The organism is Olsenella sp. oral taxon 809 str. F0356 (assembly GCF_000233535.1).
Taxonomy (GTDB): domain Bacteria; phylum Actinomycetota; class Coriobacteriia; order Coriobacteriales; family Atopobiaceae; genus Olsenella_I; species Olsenella_I phocaeensis.
This window is the reverse complement of record NZ_JH376563.1, coordinates 527,548-543,328: the sequence shown is the minus strand read 5'-3', so window position 1 is coordinate 543,328 and position 15,781 is coordinate 527,548. Positions and strand designations below refer to the sequence as shown.

Below are 15,781 nucleotides of genomic sequence, written 5' to 3'. Positions count from 1 at the left end.
ATCGGCACGGGGTGCGCCGCGCTTGTAGCCAGAGTGTGCGCGCCGAGGAGCGGGCGCTCCCGCCAACGTATACTGGGAAGGCACGATTGCACGGGCACAGACGAGGGGAGACCTCATGTCAGGCGAGCAGCAGGCACCGTTGGTGGGAATCATCATGGGCTCGAAGTCGGACCTTCCGGCCATGGAGGCGTGTACCAGGCAGCTCGAGGAGTTTGGCGTGCCCTACGAGCTCGTCGTCGCCTCGGCCCACCGGGCCCCGGCGAAGGTGCGCGAATGGGCGTCTGCCGCGGCAGCACGCGGCATCAAGGTGATCATCGCCGCCGCAGGCAAGGCGGCCCACCTGGGTGGGGTCGTCGCGGCCTACACGCCGCTGCCCATCGTGGGCGTGCCCATGAGGACGAGCGACCTGGGGGGGATGGACTCGCTCCTCTCCATGGTCCAGATGCCCTCCGGGGTGCCCGTCGCCTGCGTGGCGATCGGCGGGTCGAAGAACGCGGCCATCTACGCGACCCAGATCCTGGGCACGTCCATGCCCGAGTACGCGAACAAGCTGGTGGAGTTCAAGCGCCAGATGGCGGAGGCCTAGTCCCGCCCGGAAGACGAGAGGAGACCGCGTGCCAGGGAAGCACATGAGAAGGGACGACGCCCCTCGTCGGGAGGGGGGACTGGGTCAGGGCGTGCATGCGCCGCTCCCCATAGAGCCTGTCATCGAGCGCAACCCCGCCGACCCCGAGCGTCGCGCCAGGAAGGGCGAGACGACGGGGGAGAGGGGCTCGAGAAGGCGCCGCCTCCTCGTCTCGAACGTCCTCCTCGCCGTCGGCATCGTGCTCCTCCTGGTGGCTGCTGGCCTCTGGGGGTACTCCCGCTGGCAGTACCACGAGCAGGACGTGGTCAACGACAGGCTCGCGTCCTTCGCCAACGTGAGCGACGCGACGTCCGCCTCGGACGACGGCAGCGCGAAGGCCCCGGTCGACGTCGACTGGGCTGGCCTCAAGGCGGTCAACAAGGACGTGGTGGGTTGGGTCTACGTGCCCGACACGGTGGTCAACTACCCCGTCTACCAGGGCACGGACAACGACTACTACCTACACCACACGGCTGAGGGCCAGTACACTCTGGGCGGACAGGTGTTCATGGACTACGAGAACACGGCTCCCGGGCTGATCGACGGCCAGACCATGCTCTATGGCCACCATCTCAAGAGCGGACAGATGTTCTACTCGCTCTTCCTCCTCAAGGACCAGGAGGTCTTCGACGCCACGCCGACCATCTGGTACCTCACCGAGCAGCAGAGCTACGAGCTCGAGCCGCTCTTCGTCTACTACACCCAGCCCGACGACGGGACCGCGCGCACGACCAAGTTCGACTCGGACGAGGAGCTGAGGTCCTACCTGAACGAACGCCTCGCGAAGGCCGTGGCGAGCCGCCCCGATGCGGCAAGGATAATTTCGGGCCTGAAACACGTCATGACCATGTCGACCTGCAACTACTACGATGGCTATGGCCGGTCGCTTCTGGTCTGCGTCCCCAAGGCGGAGGCAGCGGCGGCCCTCGCAGCCACGGAATAGCCCAGGCATGACCCCTTCCCAAGGAGACCGCCCAGTGAGAGAGACGTCTCGGACCGCCTTTGACATCGACGAACTGGGGGAGGGAGATTCGCCTCACGAGGAGTGCGGCGTCTTTGGCGTCTGGGCCCCCGGGCGTGACGTGTCGCGCATCACCTACTTCGCCCTGCGCGCCCTGCAGCATCGCGGCCAGGAGTCCGCGGGAATAGCCGTGGGGGACGGCAGCACGGTCTTGGTCCGCAAGGACCTCGGACTCGTGGACGCCGTGTTCACCGACGCGGACATCTCGGCCATGCGCGGCAAGGTGGCCATAGGGCACGTCCGCTATGGGACCTCCGGCGCGCGCAGCTGGGAGGCGGCGCAGCCGCACCTCTCGACCATCAGCGAGGTCATCATCGCCCTCGCCCACAACGGCACGCTCGTGAACTCGGACAGCCTGCGCGCGAGCCTGGTCGAGCTGGGCGTGCCCTTCCGCTCGAACACCGACTCAGAGGTCGCCGCCAAGCTCATCGGCCACTACACCAAGGAGACGAGCCACCTCCGCCAGGGCATTGCCAAGGCCATGGGCATGATCGAGGGCGGCTACGCCATGGCGCTGGTGCGCGAGAACGCGCTCTACGCCTTCCGCGACCCCAACGGGATACGTCCCCTGGTGCTGGGCCGGCTGGGAGACGACGGCTGGGTCGTCGCCTCCGAGACCTGCGCCCTGGACATCGTCGGGGCCGACTACGTGCGCGAGGTCGAGCCCGGCGAGATCATCCGCGTCTCGGACGACGGGCTGGTGAGCGAGAGAGGCGTGCCCGCCCGCGTGCCGGCCAGCTGCATCTTCGAGGAGGTCTACTTCTCGAGGCCCGACTCGGTTGTCATGGGCAAGTCGGTGTACTCCATGCGCTTCGACATGGGACGGCAGCTCGCCCGGGAGGCACCGGTCGACGCGGACCTGGTCATCGGCGTGCCCGACAGCGGCCTGCCTCCTGCGGAGGGCTTCGCACGAGAGATGGGGATACCCTTCGGCGAGGGCTTCGTGAAGAACCGCTACGTGGCGCGCACCTTCATCCAGCCAACCCAGGAGCAGCGTAGCCTCGGCGTCCGTCTGAAGCTCAACGCCCTGCGCGACAACGTCGCCGGCAGGCGCGTCGTCATGGTGGACGACTCCATCGTGCGCGGAACCACTTCCAAGCAGATAGTCCAGATGCTGCGCGACGCAGGCGCCCGCGAGGTCCACGTGCGCATCAACTGCCCCGAGGTGAGGTGGCCCTGCTTCTACGGCATCGACACCGACGTCCAGTCCCAGCTCATCTCTGCCAGCAAGGGCGTGGAGCAGGTGAGGGAGTTCATCGGGGCCGACAGCCTGGCGTTCCTCTCGCTTGCCGGACTCAGGCAGTGCGTGCCCTCGACCGGCTGGTGCTGCGCCTGCTATGACGGCTGGTATCCCGTGAGGATCCCTCAGAGCTTCGCCCAGAGGAAGTTCATGGAGGGCTACAGGCCCGGGGGTCCCGAGGAATAGCGGAAGCCCCCGCGTCGGCGTCCCTGTCCCGCACGACCATCGAAGAGAAGACCCATGAGAGGGGAAACAATGGAGAAGGCCCAGACGAGGCACGTGAGCTACGCCGACGCCGGCGTCGACGTGGACGAGGGCGCGCGCGCCGTCGACGCCATCAAGGAGATGGTGGCGTCCACCAGCAGGCCCGAGGTCATCGGTGGGCTGGGCGGGTTTGGCTCCTGCTTCTCCATGGCGTCCTTCAAGGACATGGAGGACCCCGTCCTGGTCTCGGGCACCGACGGCGTGGGCACCAAGCTCGCGATCGCACAGCTCCTGGGGCGCCACGACAGCGTGGGGCAGGACCTCGTCGCCATGTGCGTGGACGACGTGGTGCCCATCGGCGCGGAGCCCCTCTTCTTCCTCGACTACATCGCCATAGGGAAGCTGCGCGCGGAGCACGTGGCGCAGGTGGTGAGCGGCATCGCCGAGGGCTGCCGCATGAGCGGCTGCGCCCTCGTCGGTGGAGAGATGGCCGAGCATCCGGGTGTCATGGCCCCCGACGACTACGACCTCGCGGGCTTCGTGGTGGGCGTCGTGGACCGTCCCAGGATGATCGGCCCCGACAAGGTGCGCGTGGGTGACGTGATCCTGGGACTTCCCAGCTCGGGCATCCACTCCAACGGCTACTCTCTGGTTCGCAAGGTTGCCATCGAGGGCAAGAGCATCGAGGAGCTGGAGGCCCCGCTCGAGGAGCTGGGCGGCGAGTCCCTGGCGGACGCGGTCATGCGTCCCACCACCATCTATGCGGGGGCGCTGGTCAGAGCCCTCAAGGTAGGGGCTCCCATCCACGCCATGGCGCACATCACGGGCGGTGGCATCACAGAGAACCTCAACCGCGCCCTGCCCGCGGACATCGACGCGGTCGTCGACCGTGGCGGCGAGGACGGGCCCGGCTGGGACGTCCCGCCCGTGATCGACTACTGCGTGCGCGCGGCGGGGCTCACCCAGGACGAGGCCTACAAGACCTTCAACATGGGGGTGGGCATGAGCCTGATCGTCGCCCCCGAGGACGTGGCCATGGTCCGTGCCGCCCTGGCCTACCAGGGGCTCGAGTCGTTCGTGATGGGCGAGTGCGTGCCGGGCAGCGGAAAGGTGAGCTACCGATGAGCGACGACCTCACGCTCTCCACCCCCGAGCCCGCGAGCCTTCCCATGGCGCGCGAGGGACGGCCACTGCGCCTGGGGGTGCTCATCTCCGGCTCGGGCACCAACCTCCAGGCGATCATCGACCGCATCGCCGACGGGACGCTGAATGCCACCGTCGAGCTCGTGGTCTCCTCTCGTCCGGGAGCCCTGGGGCTCAAGAGGGCGGAGGCGGTGGGCATCCAGACCCTGAGCCTCTCGAAGGAGATCTACGACGACCCCCTGACTGCGGACGAGGTCATCGCCACCGAGCTGCGCCGCCGCGACGTTGACTACGTGGTGATGGCGGGCTACATGAGGATGGTCCACTACCCGATACTACGGACGTTCCCATCCCGGGTCGTCAACATCCATCCCGCGCTGCTGCCCAGCTTCAAGGGGGCCCACGCCATCCAGGACGCCTTCGACGCCGGGGTGAAGGTGACGGGCGTCACGGTGCACTTCGCCGACGAGCGCTACGACTGCGGACCGATTGTTGCCCAGCGCGCCCTTGCGGTCGAGGAGGGTTGGGACGTGGACGAGCTGGAGGCGCACATCCACCAGATCGAGCACGTGCTGTACCCCGAGGTCATCCAGCTGCTCGCCGACGGTCGCGTGAGCCTGGACGCCGACGGCAGGAGGGTTCACGTCACCCCCTCTGCCTAGTGGGGACCTATCAAGCGATCAGAAGCTGCGGATGACGGCAATCTTGTTCGAGAGGTTCGCGATGGCCGGAACCTTTATGAGCAGCCGGTAGACAGGGTTGATGAGGGGCATCTTCTCGCTCAGGCTGCGGTCGGCGACGTGGCGCAGGCCATCGATGCCGGCCACCAGCTCCGCGCCGCTCCGTGCACCAAACGTGAAGCGAGCGTTGCTCTTGGAGATGCTCCTCTCCACGTCCTTGCCCACGAAGCGAGGGTTGAGAAACTCGACGAAGAGGGTGGCGCGGGCGTAGCGGTCCCGCACGATCGAGAGAATCCGTGCCACGTCCTCGGCCGAGAGGTACATCGTCAGCCCCTCGACGATCACGAGGACCGGCCCGTCGATGGGACCAACCTCGGCCGCCCATGCTTCGTCCATGGCCGAGAAGGCATGCATCTTCACGCGGTCGGTGTCCTCGACGAAGCGGCGCCGGACGTCGATGGTCTCGGGCAGGTCGATGTCGTGCCAGCGGATGCGGCCGTTGTCCATGCGCCAGAAGCGCATGTCCATGCCGCAGGCGATGTTGATGACCGTGCAATCCGGGTTCGAGGCCACGAACTCGCCCACCATGTCGTCGAGCAGCATCGTGCGGGCAATCACGCCGGCACCCATCGCAAGGTCCTTGTCGGCGAAGGAGAAGTCGTAGTCCATCCGGTCGACCATCTCGACGGCCTTGTCGTCGTGGATGAGGGCGTTCTTGCGTCGCGACTCCTTTGCCCGTGCGTAAAGGGTCTGGACCATGGTCTCCGGCACGCCGGATATGTCTATCTTCTCCATGCGTCGTACCTCGCCTGTTCCGAAGGTTGCATTGGCAGCAAGAATAGTAAGACTTTGCTAACTTTCAGGCAAAGTGACTTAGGGAGAGGCGCGGTGGAGCACCCCGTCACGGGACCTTTTCCGCCGGTCCTTGCGGCTACCTTTCGTGCGACAGCAGACAGACGGTCTCCACGTGCTTGGTGTGGGGGAACATGTCCACGAGCTCGATCCTGCGCGCGTGCCAGCCATGTCTGCGGAACTCCCCCAGGTCGCGGAGCTGCGTCTGGGGGTTGCAGCTCACGTAGACCACCGCCCGGGGCTCGAGGGCGCAGGCCGCGGCGATGAACTCGGGGGTTGATCCGGCGCGCGGCGGGTCCATCATCACTACGTCGAAGCCTTCGCCACCACGCTCCCGCAGGCGCCTCATGTACTTGGTGGCGTCGGCTCGGACGAAGTCGCAGGAGGCGGAGAGGTCGTTCTCGCCCGCATTCCTCCTTGCGCAGTCCACGGCGCCCGCCACCTGCTCCACCCCCACGACGCGCACGTCTCGCCCGTTCTCTTGTGCGGCACGGGCGGCGCAGATGCCTATGGAGCCCGTGCCACAGTAAGCGTCGAGCATGCGCTCGCCGGCCCGAAGCTCCGCCGCGTCGATGGCCAGGCTATAGAGCACCTCGGTCTGGGCGGGGTTGGTCTGGTAGAAGCTGGTCGGCCCCACCTCGAAGCGACAGCCCAAAAGCTTGTCGTGCATGACGCCCGGTCCCAGGAGGGTAACGCAGTCGCGGCCCAGTATGGCGTTGGTGCGCCTTTGGTTGACGTTCTGGACGATGCTCGTGAGCTCGGGGTGAGCCTCCTTGAGCATGCGGGCGAGCCTGGACGCGTGGGGGAGCTGGGACCCGTTGGTGACGATGGTCAGGAGGACCTCGTCCGTGGCGTACCCGCTGCGCACGACGGCGTTTCTCAGGACTCCCGTGCCTTGGTCCTCGCGGTACGCGGGAATGTGCAGGCGCTCCGCCGCCCGTGCGAGGTCGTCGATTATCGCCCTTCCGCAGGGGTCCTCCACCAGGCAGTCGTGACAGGCCACGATGCGATGGCTCCCCGCCTCGTAGAAGCCGGCCCTGACCCTCCCCTTCGCCCCTGGGGCGAAGGGAGAGGCCATCTTGTGGCGGAAGCGCACGGGTTCCTCCATGCCATGGACGCGCCCCAGCTCGCAGCCGTCCTTCTCGACGGCGGGCGAGAAGAGCTCCTCCATGGCCTCCTGCTTGCGCCTCAGCTGGATGGGGTAGGGGACGGCGAGCCACTCGCAGCCACCGCAGCGCCTGGATATGGGGCAGGTGTAGGTTCTGAATCCCACGCTCTTCTCCCGCCTCGCTTGCCTCGCCTTGGTTACCAACTTGTACGGGCTATTGTACGGCCAGGTCTCGCGCGTCGATCGAGCGATAGAATCTGGGAACCACGAATCGACCGCGACAGAAGGGGGACCTCATGGGAGCTCCTACCAAGATCGGCATCATCGGAATGGGCCACGTTGGCGCGCACGTGGCAAACGCCATTCTCTACCAGGGACTTGCCGCCGAGATCTATTGCGTCGACTCCATCGAGAGCAAGGTCGCCTGCGAGGTCAACGACCTCCAGGACGCCATGTCCTTCTACCCCCGCCAGGCGCGCGTGTACAACTGCCATGAGAACTACGAGGAGCTCCTGGGCTGCGACGTCATCGTCAACGCCGCAGGCCACGTCGCCCAGGCGGCTGGCAACCGCGACGGCGAGCTCTTCTGCACCGCGGAGGAGACCAAGAAGTGGGCGCCGCGCATCAAGGGCTACAAGGGCGTCATCGTCACCATCGCCAACCCCTGCGACGTCGTCGCGACCATGGTCTGGAAGCTCGCCGAGCTCGAGCCGCGCCAGGTCGTGGGGTCGGGCACCGCACTTGACTCCGCACGCTTCCGCCATGCCCTCTGGGACGCCACCGGCTACAACCCCAACTCCATCACCAGCTGGATGATCGGCGAGCACGGTGCGAGTCAGTTCGCCGCTTGGTCGCACGTGTCGTTTGGCGCCACGCCACTGGCGGAGCTCGAGAAGTCAGATCCCAAGCACTTCTCCTTCGACAAGGACGCCATCGAGGAGGCCGCGCGCATGGGCGGCTACGTGACCTACGCCGGCAAGCAGTGCACCGAGTACTCCGTGGCAAACGCCGCGACCGAGCTGGTCAAGGCCGTGGTGCAGGACTCCAAGCTCATCACCCCCGCGGGCACCCTGCTCGAGGACGTCTACGGAGAGAGCGGCCATTACAGCTCCATCCCCTGCGTCATTGGCAAGGACGGCGTCGAGGCCACCTTCCCCCTCGAGCTCAGCGCCGACGAGCAGGAGAAGTTCCACGCCAGCTGCAAGCACATCCAGGACAACCTCGAGAAGGTCAGGTGCTGGTAGGCTGACCCGTCACGAGTCGTAAGGCGATTTCAGCGAGGACCCGGCGACCACGACGGCCGTCGGGTCCTCTCGCCTGTAAATGCTACGGTAGACAATACAATTGAACTTTATTCAAAATTCGTCCACCATCGTCTTCCAAGAAGAGTAAAGTGACCCCAGTTTTAAATTAGGGTCAAAACGACTCACGAGGAGGGGTGGCCATGCAGTCCAAGATCGCGCACGCGGCAGAGCGCAAGGCCTTTGGCGTCGCCATAGACCGGATCATCAAGAGCGCATCGGGCGAAGACCGGGAGAAGAACGTCGAGCACCTCATCGACATGGCGGGCAAGCTTCTGAAGGACACCTCCCCCGGTGCCACCCGCGGCATCCGCAAGGGCCTCTACCCTGGCTCCAAGTGGGAGAATTGGCTCTTTGACGTCATCGACACCACCGACCCCAACGTGCTGCGCACGACGGTGCTCAACGGTGGCTACGAGGCTGCCTTCCGCGGCCTGCGCAACACCACGGCAAACGCCGAGAAGTACCAGTGCAACGTGCCCTGGATCATCCTCTTCGACCCCACGAGCGCCTGCAACAAGCACTGCGTGGGCTGCTGGGCGGCAGACTACGGCAACCGCCTCAACCTGAGCTACGACGAGATGGACCGCCTCGTCACCGAGGCGTCGGACCTGGGGACCCACCTCTTCATGCTCACCGGCGGCGAGCCCCTGGTGCGCAAGGCCGACGTGCTCAAGCTGGCCGAGAAGCACAACGACTGCCTCTTCAACATCTTCACCAACGCCTCGCTGGTGGACGAAAGGTTCTGTGAGGACGTGCAGCGCCTGGGCAACGTCGTGTTCTCGGTCTCGCTCGAGAGCTACGAGCCCAGCGTGAATGACGGCCGCCGTGGCGACGGTTCGTTCGAGGAGGTCATGCGCGCCTTCGACCTCATGAAGGCGCACGGTCTGCTCTACGGCACCTCCACCGCCTACACGCGCGAGAACACGGAGCGCGTCTCGAGCGACGAGTTCTTCGACCTCATCATCGAGAAGGGCTGCCGCTGGGCCTGGTTCTTCCACTACATGCCGGTGGGGGAGGGCGCCAACGCCGACCTCATGCCCACCGTCGAGCAGCGCGAGTACATGCTGCACCGCATCCGCGAGATCCGCGGCGTCGAGGGCGGCAAGCCCATCTTCGCCATGGACTTCCAGAACGACGGCGAGTACGTGGGCGGCTGCATCGCGGGAGGCCGCGTCTACTGCCACGTCAACGCCCGTGGCGACGTGGAGCCCTGTGTCTTCATCCACTACTCCAACGTGAACATCCGCGACCACAGCTGGCTCGAGTGCCTGCAGCAGCCCATCTTCCAGGCCTACCGCCGGCACTGGCCTTGGAACGACAACATGCTCCAGCCCTGCCCCATGCTCGAGAACCCCAAGATCCTTCCCGAGATCGTAGAGGAGTCCGACGCCAAGACCAGCGAGTACGTGGCACCTGAGAGCGCTGAGGACCTCTGCGCCCGCGTGACCCCCTACGCCGAGGAGTGGTCGCCCAAGGCCCGCGAGCTCTGGCTTGCCGAGCATCCTACGGGTCGCAAGGTCTACGAGGACGAGATGTCGCAGCAGAGCGTCGACTTCAAGGCCAAGGTCATAGCCGAGGAGGACGCGCGCGAGGAGGCCGTCATCGAGTAGGGTCTTTCCCGACAACGCTGCGCCGTGCCTGCGCCCACCGCGCATGCACACACGCTGCCCGACGAGTGATTCGCGCGCTGGCCGTCCATGGGTATGGTGGTATCCAGCGCGCGGCCTCGCCGGGCGCTTGTCGTCCATAGGTGCACGGTGGCTTCGCCGTCGCGTTCTTCCCCTCGGCGTCGCCGCCAGACTTGCGGCTCGAGGAGGAACCATGGCAGATTCGTCTAACGAGAGGGTAAAGAACCTCGCACTCGTGGGCCAAGGCGGCGTGGGCAAGACCATGCTGGCCGAGGCCATGCTTCACCTGACGGGCAAGACGACCCGTCTGGGAGGCCACGCCGGCACTAAGCCCACGCTTGACTACGACAGCGAGGAGGGCGCCCGCGGCTTCTCCATCTCGACCACCATCGCGCCGGTCGAGTGGAACGGCGTAAGGATCAACGTCCTGGATGCCCCCTGCTATCCTGACTTCGTCGGCGACGCCTATGGTGCTCTCGCCGCGGCTGAGACGGCGCTCTTCATGGTCGACGCGGCGAGCGGCCCTGGCACCATCACCACCCGCCTTTGGTTCGCCGCCGAGGAGCTCTCGCTCGCCCGCGCGCTCTTCATCAACCGCTTGGACCGCTCCGACGCGGACTGGGACACCGCCCTGCTCACGGCCCAGGAGCGCTTCGGCAACCGCCTGGCCCCCGTCACCATCCCCATGGGGTCTGGGGATGCCTTCGCGGGCATCATCGACGTCGTGCACATGAGGTCACGCCACCTCGTGGACGGCAAGCCCGTGGTGGGGGAGGTCCCCGCCGAGTTCCTCGAGGCCGCCCAGGCGGCCCACGCGCAGCTCACCGAACTCGTCGTCGAGGCGGACGACGAGGCCATGATGACCTACCTCGAGGGCGGCGAGATCAGCCAGGAGCTGCTCGAGTCCCTTCTCGCCACCGCCATCGCACAGCGCATCTTCGTCCCCGTCTTCGCGGGCTCCTGCGTCAAGGAGGAGGGCGTCATCTCGCTCATGGACGACGTGGCGGCGTGGTTCCCCAGCATGGCCGACTTCGGTCGCGTGCCCCTGGTCAACGGGGAGACGCTGGACATCTCTCCCGACGACGATCGCCCCGTCGCCTTCGTGTTCAAGTCGCTGCAGGACCAGCAGAACGGGCGCCTCTCCTTCGTCAAGGTCCTGGCCGGCACGCTCACGCCCGGCATCGAGCTCATGAACGCGCGCACCCGCAAGACCGAGCGGCTGGGTCACCTCTACAGCATGTGCGGCCGCGAGACCACCGACGTCAAGTCGGTCGCGGCGGGCGACGTCTGCGTGGTTCCCAAGCTCGAGGCAATGACCGGCGACACCCTCTCGGTCACCGGGAAGGTCGAGGCCGCCGCCTTCCGCTTCCCCAACTCCCTCTATCGCATCGCCGTCGAGCCGGACGAGCGCGGGAGCGAGGGCAAGGTCTTTGCCTTCCTGGAGAAGAGCGCGGCCGCCGATCCCACGCTGAGCGTCGAGCGCGACGAGGAGACCGGGCAGACCGTCATCTCCGCCATCGGAGAGGCGCAGGTCTCCGTCCTCCTCGACCGTCTCGAGGAGCGCGCGGGCGTCACGGCCCACACCGTCAAGCTGCGCATCCCCTATCGCGAGACCATCCGCCGCGTCGCGAGCGCCCAGGGTCGTCACAAGAAGCAGACCGGCGGCGCCGGCCAGTACGGCGACTGCTGGCTGCGTGTCGAGCCCAACCCCGGAGCGGGCTACGAGTTCGTGGACGAGGTCGTGGGCGGGCACATCCCGCGCAACTTCATCCCCGCCATCGACAAGGGCGTGCAGGAGACCATGGTGGACGGCGTCCTTGCCGGATACCCCCTCATCGACGTGCGCGTTGCCGTGTACGACGGTTCCTACCACCCTGTCGACTCCAACGAGATGGCCTTCAAGACGGCAGCGCGCATTGGCTTCCAGAAGGCGATAGGCCAGGCAGAGCCCGTCCTGCTCGAGCCCATGGCCCACATGAGCATCACCGTGCCCGACAGCTACGCCGGCTCGATCATGGGTGACGTGTCCGCCTCTCGTGGCCGCGTCGAGGGCATGTCGGCCGCCAGCGGCCAGGGCGAGCAGGGCATGACCACCATCGAGGCGACTATCCCCTACGCCGAGGTCACCGACTACGCCACGCGCCTGCGCTCGCTCTCGCGCGGGACGGGCGAGTTCGAGCTCGAGGTCTCGGGCTACGAGCAGGTGCCCCACGACGTGCAGGCCAAGCTCGCGGTAGAGTATGCCGAGAGGCGCGCAGAGGGCAGGTAGCGGCAGGCGAGGCGGGCCGCGCGGGTCACAGGATGGGGGTGTCGCCCTTGCGGCGGCACCCCTTTGCGCTTGCGGTTTGGCGGGTGCCTGCCTCCGTCCCGCGCGTCTGGTCTATTCTTGTCTGACGGAACCCTGCGAGCCGTTAGGTTGGTTGAACCATGTGGAGCGAGCTCTTCCCTGCCGTCCTGGCGTCCTGCGCCGTCATCTTCGTCCCGGGCTATCTCATGGGACGGGCCCTCGGCCTTTCCAGGAGCTGGTCCGTGTGCATGGCGCCCCTGCCTTCCTTTGGGCTCATCGCCCTCGCCGGCATCCTGTATGGGACGTTGGGCGTTGCGGCCCAACCCCTGACGCTCCTCCTCCCCCTCTCCCTCCTCCTCGCGGTTCTTGCCCTCCTGGGCCGCTCGTTCCGGCTGCCCGACCTCCCCCGCATTGGCTGGGGAATGATCGCCCTCTACCTCGCGATGGGCCTGGTGGCCACCACGTTCATGTTCGTGCGGATGCTTCCCAGCGCCAACGCCGTGATGACGGGCAGGGACCTGGCTCACCACATCAACAGCATCAGGGCGTTCGTCTCGACGCAGTCCTTCTCGTCTCTGAGGATGGGTCCGTACCTGCTTTCCCAGGACCTTTCCGTCGACCCCTACGCTCTTCCGGGCTTCTATCCTGCAGGCTGGCATGCCGCCGTCACCCTGGTGGTGCAGATGGGAGTCACAGAGATCTCGGTCGCGATCAACGCGGTGAACGTGACCATCTCGTCCTTCGTGTGGCCGCTGGGCACCCTCGTCTTCCTTGCCTGGTCGTTTCGTGGCAAGCGCCGCCCCCTTGCCGCCGGCGCGCTCGCCACGGTGAGCTTCATGGCGTTCCCCTGGTACTTCATGAAGTTCGGCCCCATCTACCCCAACCTCGCGGGATTCTCCCTCGTGTTTCCCTGCGTCGTCGCCTTCATGCTTCTCGTGGAGCCTGCGTGGAAGCGCCCCGCGCGCCTCAGGGCGCTCGCACTCTTCCTCGTGGGCGGCGTGGCGCTCGCCCTCACGCAGCCAAACGCGATCTTCGTGGCCGCCGTCATCCTGGTTCCCTACGTCGCGGCGCGCATCGTCTCTTCGGGCGGCGTCCTGAGGGTCCTCTTGCATGAGTTGCCATCCGGGCCGGTGGCAGCCCTCTGGGTCGTGGCCTGTGGTCTCGTCTGGCTTGCGCTCAATCGGGCGCCGTTCATGTCCGACGTGGTCGGCTTCGGGCTCTGGGGGTATCGCATCTCTCCCTGGGAGGCCCTCGTGAACGTCGCGACCCTTGCCTACCAGGCCTTCTTCGTTCCCGACCTGGGACAGCCCCTTCTTGCGCTCCTCGTGCTGCTGGGTCTGGTCTGGACTCTGAGGAACAGGAGGCTGCGTTGGATGTCGGTGTCCTACGTCGCGGCTGCGGGCATCGTCTTTGGCAACGCGACCATGGGCGGCCTGGCGAAGCAGCTGCTCTCGGGCTTCTGGTATTCGGATCCGCCTCGCGTCGCCGCCGTCGCCGCCCTGTGCGCCGTCCCTTTGGCGGCGTTGGGCATGGACTGGGTCGTCACCGGCGTCTCTCGCGCATTGGGGGTGCGGGTCGGGGATGGTTCGCACCTTACCGCGTCCGCCCTCACGTCGGGAACCCTCGCCGCCCTCGCCATCCTCGTCTTCTATCCCGGGGTCAGGATTCCCACCTTCACCTTCAGCGCGTTTCCGAGTTCGGGACGGATCGAGACCCAGGTCGAGCAGACGAGGCTGCAGGTCCAGGAGGCGTACTCGCAGTACGGCTTCTACACCACGCGAGAGCGCGCCTTTGCCCGCAACTGCCAGAAGCTGATCGAGGCCGAGGGGGGAGCGGACGCCCTGGTGATCAACAACCCCTTTGACGGCAGCGCCTATGCGTACGGAGACGCGGGCATGCGCGTCTACTTCAGGGAGCTCAGCGAGGGGATAGGTGCGGATGGCGGGGCAGAGGCGACGGTGAGGGCGAGGCTCGATCACGTTGCCGACGACCCCGAGGTGAGGGCGGCGGTCAACCAGCTCGGCGCGCGCTACGTCATCAGGTTCGAGCACCTCAAGGAGGACAAGGCCTACTCGATGCTCTGGAACTACGACCATGACCTCTGGAAGGGCATCGACTCCGTCAACGAGGGCACCCCGGGCTTCGAGCTCGTGATGAGGCAGGGAGATATGGCGCTTTATCGCATAAGTGCCGCCTAAATCCTCGTGCCGACGTAACCGACCTGGCCTTTGGTATCCTTCTGGGGACCATAGCTGAACAGGGAGGTTGCGCATCCGCGCATGGACATAGCCATAAGCGTCACTGTAACCACGCTCCTCATACTCGTAAACGGATACTTCTCGATGGCCGAGATGGCCCTCTCGACCGCACGCAAGGTCATACTCGACCATGACGCGGACGAGGGCGACGAGAAGGCGGCGCGCGCGGCCCAGATGAGCGAGCATCCGGGTGACTTCCTCGCGGTCATCCAGGTGGGAATCACGCTGGTCGGCTTCTTTTCGTCCGCCTTCGCGGCCACGAGCCTCTCGGGTCCCCTCGCGAGCCAGCTTGCGTCCTGGGGCGTCCCAATGGACCTGGCCCACGTCCTCGCCACCGTGCTCATCACCCTTCTGGTCTCGTACATCTCCATCGTGGTGGGCGAGCTCGTGCCCAAGCGCATCGCGATGGCCGACGCCGAGGGCGTGGCAAAGAGCGTGGCCGGGCCTCTCAGGAGCTTCGCCGTCATCGCCCGTCCGCTCGTCGCGCTCACGGCGGCGAGCACCAATGGCCTCGCCGCGCTCCTCGGCATCGCTAGCGCCGACGACCGGCAGAACGTGGGCGAGGACGAGATCAAGTACATGGTCACCGACGCGGACGACCTGACGGACGAAGAGAAGTCCATGATCCACGAGATCTTCGAGCTGGGCGACGCCATCGCCCGCGAGGTCATGGTGCCCCGCGTGGACATGACGGCCGTCGAGGACTCGACCACGGTGAGCGACGTGATCGAGCTCATGCGCCGCACGGGCTACTCTCGCGTTCCCGTCTATCACGAGGACGTCGACCGCGTGGTGGGAATCGCGCACATCAAGGACCTCCTCGGCCCCGTCCTTGAGGAGGACGCGGGAGACAACATGATCGCCCGCTACATGCGTGGGGCCGACTTCGTGCCCGACACGAAGGACATCATCCCCCTGCTCTCCGAGATGCGCACCAGCCACGACCAGATGGTCATCGTGGTCGACGAGTATGGCGGCACGGCCGGCGTCATAACCATCGAGGACATCGTCGAGGAGGTCGTGGGCGAGATCGAGGACGAGTTCGACCCCGACAACAAGTACCTCACCCAGCTGGGTGAGCGCGAGTGGCTGGTGGACGGCCGCTTCAGCATCGACGACGCCATCGAGCTCGGTTGGCCCATCGAGGACCGCGAGGAGTACGAGACGGTCGCGGGCTTCGTGCTCGAGATAGCCGACGGCCTCCCCAAGCCGGGCGATGCCTTCGAGGTCGATGGCTACAGGTTCCTGGTGCAGTCGGTGCGCGGCCGCCGCATCGCCCTGCTCAGGGTCACGGCCCCGGAGCCAACGACCGAGGACGAGCCGCAGGGCTAGGTGGCAGGCGCCGCGCGCCACCAGGTGCCGCGGGGCGTCTCGCCGACGAGGCCCTGCAAGGCTCCCGTCCCAACCTGCGCGCGGGGCGTCCCTCTCGCC

The 15,781-nt window shown here is 66.5% G+C and carries 12 protein-coding genes; 10 read left to right on the top strand and 2 right to left on the bottom strand.

Features of this window, described 5'->3' with window-relative positions; translation table 11 throughout:
- Positions 1-115 precede the first annotated feature (115 nt).
- The 5 genes from purE to purN all read left to right on the top strand — a co-directional run bounded on the left by purE (position 116) and on the right by purN (position 4,895).
- On the top strand, positions 116-586 hold the full coding sequence (gene purE, locus HMPREF1008_RS02395; RefSeq protein WP_009278257.1) for a 5-(carboxyamino)imidazole ribonucleotide mutase: 471 nt from the start codon (positions 116-118) through the stop codon (positions 584-586).
- Positions 587-629: 43 nt separating this feature from the next.
- Positions 630-1,568, top strand: coding sequence for a class B sortase (locus HMPREF1008_RS02390; protein WP_198003143.1), 939 nt, complete (start codon positions 630-632; stop codon positions 1,566-1,568).
- Between the two features lie 34 nt (positions 1,569-1,602).
- Positions 1,603-3,072: an amidophosphoribosyltransferase gene (gene purF, locus HMPREF1008_RS02385; RefSeq protein ID WP_009278255.1), complete on the top strand. Its 1,470-nt coding sequence runs from the start codon at positions 1,603-1,605 to the stop codon at positions 3,070-3,072.
- A 69-nt stretch (positions 3,073-3,141) separates the two neighbouring features.
- Positions 3,142-4,215: a phosphoribosylformylglycinamidine cyclo-ligase gene (purM, locus tag HMPREF1008_RS02380; RefSeq protein WP_009278254.1), complete on the top strand. Its 1,074-nt coding sequence runs from the start codon at positions 3,142-3,144 to the stop codon at positions 4,213-4,215.
- Positions 4,212-4,895 (top strand): phosphoribosylglycinamide formyltransferase, encoded by a 684-nt coding sequence (purN, locus tag HMPREF1008_RS02375; protein ID WP_009278253.1) that lies wholly within the window; start codon positions 4,212-4,214, stop codon positions 4,893-4,895. Before purM ends, purN begins: the two co-directional genes overlap by 4 nt.
- 18 nt (positions 4,896-4,913) lie before the next feature.
- Here the strand turns inward: purN and HMPREF1008_RS02370 are convergent, their stop codons facing one another.
- Together HMPREF1008_RS02370 and rlmD are read right to left on the bottom strand one after the other, a co-directional pair.
- A complete protein-coding gene (locus HMPREF1008_RS02370) occupies positions 4,914-5,708 on the bottom strand; it encodes a class I SAM-dependent methyltransferase (protein ID WP_009278252.1) in 795 nt (264 codons plus the stop codon).
- Positions 5,709-5,844: 136 nt separating this feature from the next.
- Entirely contained in the window at positions 5,845-7,038 is a 1,194-nt protein-coding gene (gene rlmD, locus HMPREF1008_RS02365) for a 23S rRNA (uracil(1939)-C(5))-methyltransferase RlmD (protein ID WP_009278251.1), read from the bottom strand.
- 131 nt (positions 7,039-7,169) lie between these two features.
- Here rlmD and HMPREF1008_RS02360 point away from each other — a divergent pair, with 131 nt between their 5' ends.
- The 5 genes from HMPREF1008_RS02360 (at position 7,170) to HMPREF1008_RS02340 (ending at position 15,682) form a co-directional block, all read left to right on the top strand.
- Positions 7,170-8,117, top strand: a complete 948-nt coding sequence (locus tag HMPREF1008_RS02360; RefSeq protein ID WP_009278250.1) for a lactate dehydrogenase — start codon at positions 7,170-7,172, stop codon at positions 8,115-8,117.
- 200 nt (positions 8,118-8,317) lie between these two features.
- Positions 8,318-9,787 (top strand): radical SAM protein, encoded by a 1,470-nt coding sequence (locus HMPREF1008_RS02355; protein WP_009278249.1) that lies wholly within the window; start codon positions 8,318-8,320, stop codon positions 9,785-9,787.
- A gap of 211 nt (positions 9,788-9,998) precedes the next feature.
- Complete coding sequence (locus tag HMPREF1008_RS02350; RefSeq protein ID WP_009278248.1) at positions 9,999-12,074, top strand: translation factor GTPase family protein; 2,076 nt, start codon at positions 9,999-10,001, stop codon at positions 12,072-12,074.
- Positions 12,075-12,232: 158 nt separating this feature from the next.
- Positions 12,233-14,290, top strand: a complete 2,058-nt coding sequence (locus HMPREF1008_RS02345) for a DUF6541 family protein (RefSeq protein WP_009278247.1) — start codon at positions 12,233-12,235, stop codon at positions 14,288-14,290.
- Positions 14,291-14,371: 81 nt separating this feature from the next.
- Entirely contained in the window at positions 14,372-15,682 is a 1,311-nt protein-coding gene (locus tag HMPREF1008_RS02340) for a hemolysin family protein (protein ID WP_009278246.1), read from the top strand.
- The last annotated feature ends 99 nt before the right edge of the window (positions 15,683-15,781 follow it).